Consider the following 8,236-nt stretch of genomic DNA (forward strand, 5'->3'; position numbering starts at 1 on the left):
TTAGGTAGAATAAAAAATATGGGTGAATTTTTTCATACTAAAAATTATTGTTTATTAAATATTTAGTCGTTAAAAATCTTAAAAATAGACGTTATGTAGGTTTATTTTAAGTAACTATAAATAATTTGAACACAGAGAATTCTGATGAATAACTTGAAAATTTTGATTACAAAACTATCTCCTACGACAAGAACAGCACTAGAAAAGTCTGCAAATTATTGTATTAATCAACAAAATTACGAAATCGAAATTGAACATCTACTCTTCGAATTATTAAATCAAAACGTAAAAAATGATCTCTCTATTTTGCTCGATCACTATAAAATTTCTAAAAATGCACTGATCGATGATTTACAAGAAACGATTTCGCACTTGCCCAAAGGCAATACGCGTACACCTATTTTTGCTCAATCGATTGTACATCTGCTAGAACAAGCTTGGCTTATTGCTTCCGCAGATCAAACCCCAGTCATCCGTAGCGGGCACTTATTAGTTGCGTTATTGACTGCAGGAGATTTATATCAAATCGCGCTTCGTGCATCGAGTTTATTCGATCTGTTCCCGATTGATACGATGAAACACAAATTTATAGAAATTTGTAAAGCTAGCATTGAAGAGCATCTCCCTCAAGCTGATCATCAAAATGATGTTCAGGGTCAGGATACGATTCAAGGTTCAGAATCTCATGCAAAAACACCTGCACTAGATCAATACACCATTAACTTGACTCAAAAAGCGCTTAACGGTGGGATTGATCCTGTCATTGGACGTGAGTTTGAAATTCGCCTTATGTTGGATATTCTGATGCGTCGTCGTCAAAATAATCCTATTTTAACAGGTGAGCCAGGCGTAGGTAAAACTGCTGTCGTTGAAGGTTTAGCGCTGAAGATTGCCAACAACCAAGTGCCTGATGCATTAAAAAATGTACATATCCATGTTCTTGATATGGGTCTATTACAAGCAGGTGCAAGTGTAAAAGGTGAGTTTGAAAATCGCTTAAAACAAGTCATCCAAGAGGTTCAAAGTTCCGCTCATCCTATCATCATCTTCATTGATGAAGCACACACACTGATTGGTGCAGGCGGTCAAGCTGGTCAAAATGATGCGGCGAATCTCCTTAAACCAGCCTTAGCACGTGGCGAGTTAAGAACAATTGCTGCAACTACATGGGCTGAATATAAGCAATATTTTGAAAAAGATGCGGCGCTCAGTCGTCGTTTCCAAGTCGTCAAAGTTGAAGAACCGACTGAAGAAGTTGCGATTGATATGCTTCGCGCCATGATTCCTGTCATGGCTAAACACTTTAATCTTCAAATCGATGACGAAGCCATTGTTACTGCTGTTCATTCTTCACATCGATATATTGCTGGTCGACAACTCCCAGATAAAGCAGTGAGTGTTTTAGATACTGCTGCCGCTCGTGTGGCATTAACTCAGAATGCTCAGCCGGTAAAGTTAGATCAGCTACATGCTCAACATCATAATTTATTGCTTGAATTAGATATTTTGGAACAAGAGAATAATCAGTTCCCACAGCATGACGAACGCCTCTCCAATCTTAAAAATACGATCACTGAAATAGAAAATGAGTTAAATGCCACAACTGAAAAGTGGAAACAAGAACTAGAAATTGTTCAAAAAATCAAAACACTTGAGCAAAAAAATTCTGAATTAAAAGATGAAGAACACATTAATGATTTTAAAAATCAGATTCAGCAACTTAGATCCGATTTAAAAATATTACAAGGTGAACAACCTCTGGTATTTGAACGTGTTAATGCACAAATCATTAATGAGATTATTTCAGACTGGACTGGTATTCCTGTAGGAAAAATGGTCAATGACGAAATTAAGCAAATTCTAAGTTTAGAAGAAAAACTGGAACAACGAGTCATGGGGCAAGACTATGCCCTGCATCAACTTGTTCAAGGAATCAAAACTTCTAAAGCAAAACTTGAAGATCCAAACAAGCCTCAAGGGGTATTTATGTTGGTTGGACCAAGTGGTGTAGGGAAAACAGAAACGGCTTTAGCTTTAGCCAATGAGCTGTATGGTGGGGAATCTCATCTCATCACGATTAACATGTCTGAGTATCAAGAGGCTCATACTGTTTCCTCATTGAAAGGTGCGCCTCCAGGCTATGTAGGATATGGTCAAGGTGGTGTCCTCACTGAAGCTGTTAGACGCAATCCGTATAGCGTTGTTTTGTTAGATGAAATTGAAAAAGCACATTCAGATGTTCAAGAGTTATTTTACCAAGTCTTTGACAAAGGCACACTTGAAGATGGTGAAGGACGTGTTATCGATTTTAAAAATACCACAATTTTATTGACCTCTAACACTGGCTCAAGCGCAATTATGCAGGCCTGTTTGACTAAACCTGTAGAAGAATGGCCTACGGCAGAAGACTTAATTGAACATTTAAAACCAAGTTTATATAAACAGTTTAAACCTGCCTTCTTGGGACGTATGCGTATCGTGCCTTACTTCCCACTCCATGATGATCTACTTGTGCGTATTATTCATCATAAGTTAGGCAAAATTACTGATCGTATTTTCAAACAATATCAAACACGTGTTGAATACACCGATGATTTGGTGGAACTCCTCTTAAGTCGCTGTACAGAAGTCGATAGTGGCGCACGTAATGTAGACAATATTCTAAACTCTTCAGTTTTACCTGAACTAGCAACACAAATATTGATTGCCTTAGCGGATAACAAAGTGCCTAAATTAATTCAAATTGATAGCAAAGATGACGTGATTGAGTATCGATTAGATCCAACAACAGCACCGAAAAAGCGTAAAGCCACCAAAAAGAAAATTGTTGAAGCATAATTATTTGAGTATATAAATTAATATGAACATTGATATAGAACAGCTACTTCAACCAATCTCAGATCAAGCAATCTGTGGCGAAGATCTATCTTTTTCGAATGAATTTCATGAAATCAAGAAAGCGAAAACCCAAGATGATCCGCTCTTAGATATGGGGGATTGGGTAGCTGAACCTAAACAAGCAGATTGGTCATTTGTTTCGGCAAAATGTATCGATGTTCTGACTCAAAAAAGTAAAGATATTCGTTTATTGACTTGGTTAAGCGAAGCTTGGAGTCAACTCTACGGTTACGAAGGAGTCGCTCGTAGCCTTGAGCTTTCGCATCGTATGTTATCCAATTATTGGAAAGATATACATCCTGAAATTGAAGATGATGATTTAGATCAACGTCTGGGTTTATTGCAAGGTTTGACTTCTCAATTACCTGCTTTGATTAAACGTGTTCCACTCATCAATTCAGCTCCTTTCTATTCAATCTACGATTATGAAAAATTACTGCATCAACAAAATGTAAGATTAAAAAATGCTGATGATTATGGATCTTCTCAGAATCATCCCGAAATCGAGCAGTTCGAACAAAGCTTATTTAATACCTCAAAAAGTTTCCAATACAACAATTATCAGTTCTTTTTAGAAATTTTGACGCACTGGGATACCCTCAAGCAAGTACTTGATCAACTGATGCAATTAGATGCTCCAAGTTTCGCAAATACTGATTCTCAGTTGGAAGACATACATAAAACACTGAAAAAAATTTATAAAGCAGATGCATTTTTAATGTCTGAGGATACTCCTGACATGAATCAAGACCTACAATTCCAAGAAAACAATTCAAATATAAATTCTGCTCCAACAGCAAAGATACAAGCAGCAGTAACTCAGCAGTCATTTCAACCTCAACCACAAAGTCATCTACAAAATCGTGAACAAGCAATGCGGGTGCTTAAAGATATTGCGGATTATTTTCAAGCAAATGAACCACATAGTCCTGTGAGTTATATGCTTCAAAAAACCATTAAATGGAGCCAAATGCCGCTTCATGAATGGCTCGCACAAGTCATTAAAAACGATAACAACCCATTGGAATCAGTCCATGAACTCTTGGGTGTAAAAAATAGCAATGAATCTAATGAATGGTAATCTCAATGTTTAAAGCAGAAAAAGTACTGTGGGGTGAAGGTCTATTTTTAAGACCGCAGCACTTTCAAATTCAAGACAGTTATCATGAACAGCGTTTAAATCAAACTATTCGCGCCACCATTCCATTCGCATATGGGGTACAACAGCTCAAATTTGATGAATCTCAATTAACGACCCATGTGCTAGCAATTGAGCACATTGAAATGATTTGGCAAGATGGTGAAATTTACGCTGCTCCTTCGCGAGATCTTTTACCTCAGCCCGTACTGCTCGATGAGCTCAATTTCCGTGGTGAAATGACCATTTTTCTTGCGCTCCCTATCGTTCAACCAAACAAGCGTAATATCGCCCATGAGGCTTCGACACAACCAAGTCGATATCATTCGTATCTGAATGAAACTCATGATTTGTTCACAGATGCCACACCTGCTGAAATTACTTACATTCGTCGTCGTGCTGAGCTGAAATTACTGGAATCTCAGAATGATACTCCTCATGAACTGGATGGTTTTTTATATTTGCCGATAGGAAAAATTAAGCGTCATAGTTCAGGAAGCTTTGAACTTGATACAAAATTTATTCCACCAATTTTGCATATTGCTTCATGTGAGTCATTGGTTGCTAATTTAAAACGTACCTTGAATGTCATTAAAGCAAAAATCAAAACTATTCAAACCAACAATCGCGAAAACGAACAAAAATTAATTGAATTTAGATCAGGTGACATTGTTTCATTTTGGCTAGTGAATGCATTGAATACTGCTCATGCAACTCTCAGCCATTTATTGACTCATCCCCAAATTCACCCTGAACGCTTATTTTTTGAATTACTCAGATTGACTGGCTCATTACTGACATTCTCAACAGCCTATGAAGTTGAACATTTACCTCAATATCAACATCATAATTTACAAGATAGCTTTGCGCAGTTAGATGTCATTTTAAGAGAGTTACTCGACACAATCATTTCAAGTCGATACTTCAATATCAGTCTTAAAGAAATACGTCCTTCGTATTGGGTTGGTAGCTTAGAGTCAGATAAGATCACTCGCGAATCTCGTCTGTATATTGCTGTGTCTAGTTCGATGATGCAGACACACGAACTTGTACAAATTGTCCCACTACGTTTTAAAGTGGGCACAACAGTCGATGTTGAGCAACGTGTCGTCTCTGCATTGCCTGCTATTCCGATTCACCATTTGATGCAAGTACCTACTGCGATTCCAGTCCGCTCTGGTGTGAGTTATTTTGAAATTGAACCTCATCATGAACTCTATCAACGCATGTTGGAGTCTGAAACCATCTGTATTTATGTACCTGCTGGATTCCAAGATATCAGTATTGAACTCATCGCAGTGATGAATGGCTAGAGATTGAGAAGAGAAAAATATGAATATGCCTAATGGAGCACCTTCACTGTTCGATGACGGTCAGATTGGAGCAGGCTCTACACCACAGCAACAGAATAAATTGACACAGTCTTCTAATTTGGTTGATTTAATGCATGACGGTTTCTATATCGTTTTTTTAATTCGTAACCAATACGTTCCTGACAATGTCGATGAATTTCGCCAAAAAATCATGGATCAACTACAACGTTTCGAATTACAAGCGAAGAAGTTGCAGTTCTCAGCCGAGGATATCCATGATGCAAAATATGCATTTTGTGCATTACTTGATGAAACGATTGTCACACAACAGGACCCTAGTTATTTCCATTTACAAAATTCGTGGTTAATTAGTCCTCTTCAGTTAACTTTATTTGGATCTCAACTCGCAGGTTATCAATTTTTTGACTTATTAGAAAAAATTAGAACTCGTGGAAAAGATCGCTTAGCGGCTTTAGAAGTTTTTCACTACTGTTTACTGTTAGGTTTTCAAGGTAAATACCGTATTGAATCAATTGAAAGCTTAAATCATTTGGTTGCACGCGTAGGCGATGAAATAGATTATTTAAAAGGTAAAAAAGCCCTCTTTTCACCTTTCGCTGCATTGCCTGATCAAATTAAAAACATTATTCATAGAGAACTTCCATTCGCTTGGATTCTCTTATTTTTACTCCTCTTTGCATTATTGGCATTTTCTGGACTTCGCTATATGCTCAGTCAACAAGAGACCAAAGCCATGACTCAATATAATAATGTCATTAGTGCACCTGCTGAACAGGCCCACATAACGATTCATTTACCATAAAAGATATTCAACATGAGCCAAGAAAAGAAAAATATTAGAGTCCTTACACCTACTAAAAAAAATAAAAAAATTTCGCCTCTAGTAAGTGGGATCATTGGTGTAGCAATTGGTATCTCTGCCACATCTTTAGCTTTTTATACCTATTTAAATCAACCAAGCTTCCAACCGATTAACGCAGCAGATACAGATTCAACACACTCAAATGATAAATTATCCAATATTGATTCAGGAGTCACTCAAGCTGATCAAAACGAGCAATCTGAACCTGATGAATATCACCAAGCTCAACCCAAGCTAAATGAGCTTAATAATATTTTCAAACATCAGCAAACAAACTCTGCTCAAGCAACTCAACCAGTGACTTCAAGTAAAAATCCCTTTGAATCAACTTTTAATCAAGCGCAACCTTTAAGTAACAAAACTCCCCAAGTTCCACCTAAAGCAGAACCAGTAAAAAAGACCACAACTGAAGCATTACCGAAAACCATAAAAAAGCCTGAGTCTAAGCCTACGACAGCCAATGCAAATAAAGTTGCTGAAAGTAAAGCTGACACTGATGAAAATATTGATATTCCTGTAGCCAGCGTAGAAGTTTCAGTCACACGAACTGCTAAAGAACCTGCACCGTGATTTTTTTTATCATTGTCAGTTTTGTGATATTAATCATCGCACTGACTTTATTGATGTCTTATGAGATAAGACAAAAAATAATAGATTTTGCACAAAGCTTATTACCACAAGGTAAAAAAAAGCTTTTAAACGCACGTAAATTTGCACATGAAATGAATCATGCTGCTTCAGCAGAGCAAATTCAAACGCATTGGCACTTACAGCAATGGTGGATACTCATTGCTGGTTTTTTCTTACTTAGCAGTATTATGCTTTTTGCTTTTACAAAACCCGTTGATCCTACAAAAATAGAAGCGAACTATTTAAAGAAAGCTGATCCTCAAATTTATAACTTATTAAATGGGGAAATTCTTTCCCCTCCACCAGAGGTTGAAGAAAGTCTCGTCGATGCAGCAATCGTTGAAGCTGTACGTCTTGAGCAACAATATCAAGCTCAAACTGGCGGTTCTGTTTCATCTACAACTATTCCTAATGTAGAAAATTCAGAGTTTTCTCATGGTCATCTCGATACTTCAATGGTAAATCGTAAGTGGGACAAGATGCATCCAAGCTATAAACAACGATTACTTATGGTCTTCAAAATTATGAAGGAACAACATGGCTATGAATTAGTATTACTAGAGGGTTATCGTAGTCCTGCACGACAAAATAGCCTATCTCGGAATAAAGCAACCACTTTAGCGACTGCATACCGTAGCTATCACCAATTTGGTTTGGCAGCTGATGTCGCATTCAAGCGAGATGGTAAAGTCGTTATTTCTGAACGTGATCCTTGGGCTATGCGTGGCTATCAGTTATATGGTCAAGTTGCTGAGACTGTCGGTTTAGTTTGGGGAGGACGTTGGACAAAAATTCATGACTACGGTCATACAGAATATCGAATGCCTGGCTTGGTTCGTAGCAAGGAAACTCATGATCGTTTCATGCGAGAAGCTGAACAAGGTAATTTAATGGCAAGCAATATAGAACAGTAATAATCCGTTGATTCTCTTTTCAAAATGCCTGTTAACGATACAGGCATTTTTGTATTTATTGATATATTTTGCGCTTGTAATTAACTATGTGAAGACATCGATTTAGAAGTTAATTTTCCCGTACCCATGCATTTCCCTTAATTTTATTTATTTATTTTTCTTTTCACATAAAAAAACACCCCCTTCGAATGAAGGGGGTGTTTAGAATAATGAGCTGGCGATGACTTACTCTCACATGGGTAACCCCACACTACCATCAGCGCTAAGAGGTTTCACTTCTGAGTTCGGGAAGGGATCAGGTGGTTCACTCTTGCTATTGTCGCCAGCACAACTGTTGTGACTTTGCTTAGGTCTTATTCGCATATATTATTTGCGTGCCTTTGCTTGGTCAAAGAAGTTATTAACAGCTATTTGAGTTGCTTTAATTTGTGCAGTTTAGCGTTTTATCTAACTAAATCAA

Annotated in this window: 6 protein-coding genes and 1 rRNA gene; 6 read left to right on the forward strand and 1 reads right to left on the reverse strand. The window is 37.4% G+C overall.

Annotated features, from left to right (window positions below):
* The first annotated feature begins 141 nt into the window (after positions 1-141).
* From tssH to AC1M9H_RS03855, 6 genes are read left to right on the forward strand one after another with little or no spacing between them, the layout of a single operon-like run.
* On the forward strand, positions 142-2,838 hold the full coding sequence (tssH, locus tag AC1M9H_RS03830; RefSeq protein ID WP_481612790.1) for a type VI secretion system ATPase TssH: 2,697 nt from the start codon (positions 142-144) through the stop codon (positions 2,836-2,838).
* A gap of 22 nt (positions 2,839-2,860) precedes the next feature.
* Positions 2,861-3,979, forward strand: a complete 1,119-nt coding sequence (gene tssA / locus AC1M9H_RS03835) for a type VI secretion system protein TssA (RefSeq protein WP_481595675.1) — start codon at positions 2,861-2,863, stop codon at positions 3,977-3,979.
* 5 nt (positions 3,980-3,984) lie between these two features.
* A complete protein-coding gene (tssK, locus tag AC1M9H_RS03840; RefSeq protein ID WP_481594548.1) occupies positions 3,985-5,349 on the forward strand; it encodes a type VI secretion system baseplate subunit TssK in 1,365 nt (454 codons plus the stop codon).
* A gap of 19 nt (positions 5,350-5,368) precedes the next feature.
* Positions 5,369-6,172: a type IVB secretion system protein IcmH/DotU gene (gene icmH / locus AC1M9H_RS03845; protein ID WP_481592014.1), complete on the forward strand. Its 804-nt coding sequence runs from the start codon at positions 5,369-5,371 to the stop codon at positions 6,170-6,172.
* A gap of 12 nt (positions 6,173-6,184) precedes the next feature.
* Positions 6,185-6,802: a hypothetical protein gene (locus AC1M9H_RS03850; protein ID WP_481595674.1), complete on the forward strand. Its 618-nt coding sequence runs from the start codon at positions 6,185-6,187 to the stop codon at positions 6,800-6,802.
* Positions 6,799-7,776, forward strand: a complete 978-nt coding sequence (locus AC1M9H_RS03855) for a M15 family metallopeptidase (RefSeq protein ID WP_481612785.1) — start codon at positions 6,799-6,801, stop codon at positions 7,774-7,776. The genes AC1M9H_RS03850 and AC1M9H_RS03855 overlap by 4 nt, the downstream gene beginning before the upstream one ends.
* Before the next feature lie 212 nt (positions 7,777-7,988).
* Here the strand turns inward: AC1M9H_RS03855 and rrf are convergent.
* Positions 7,989-8,103 (reverse strand): 5S ribosomal RNA (gene rrf / locus AC1M9H_RS03860).
* Positions 8,104-8,236: the final 133 nt, after the last annotated feature.

The organism is Acinetobacter sp. ANC_7512, assembly GCF_056779935.1.

Coding starts and splice junctions, on each gene's coding strand:
- tssA (WP_481595675.1), top strand. CDS start 2,861: ATGAACATTGATATAGAACAGCTACTTCAACCAATCTCAGATCAAGCA.
- tssK (WP_481594548.1), top strand. CDS start 3,985: ATGTTTAAAGCAGAAAAAGTACTGTGGGGTGAAGGTCTATTTTTAAGA.
- icmH (WP_481592014.1), top strand. CDS start 5,369: ATGAATATGCCTAATGGAGCACCTTCACTGTTCGATGACGGTCAGATT.
- AC1M9H_RS03850 (WP_481595674.1), top strand. CDS start 6,185: ATGAGCCAAGAAAAGAAAAATATTAGAGTCCTTACACCTACTAAAAAA.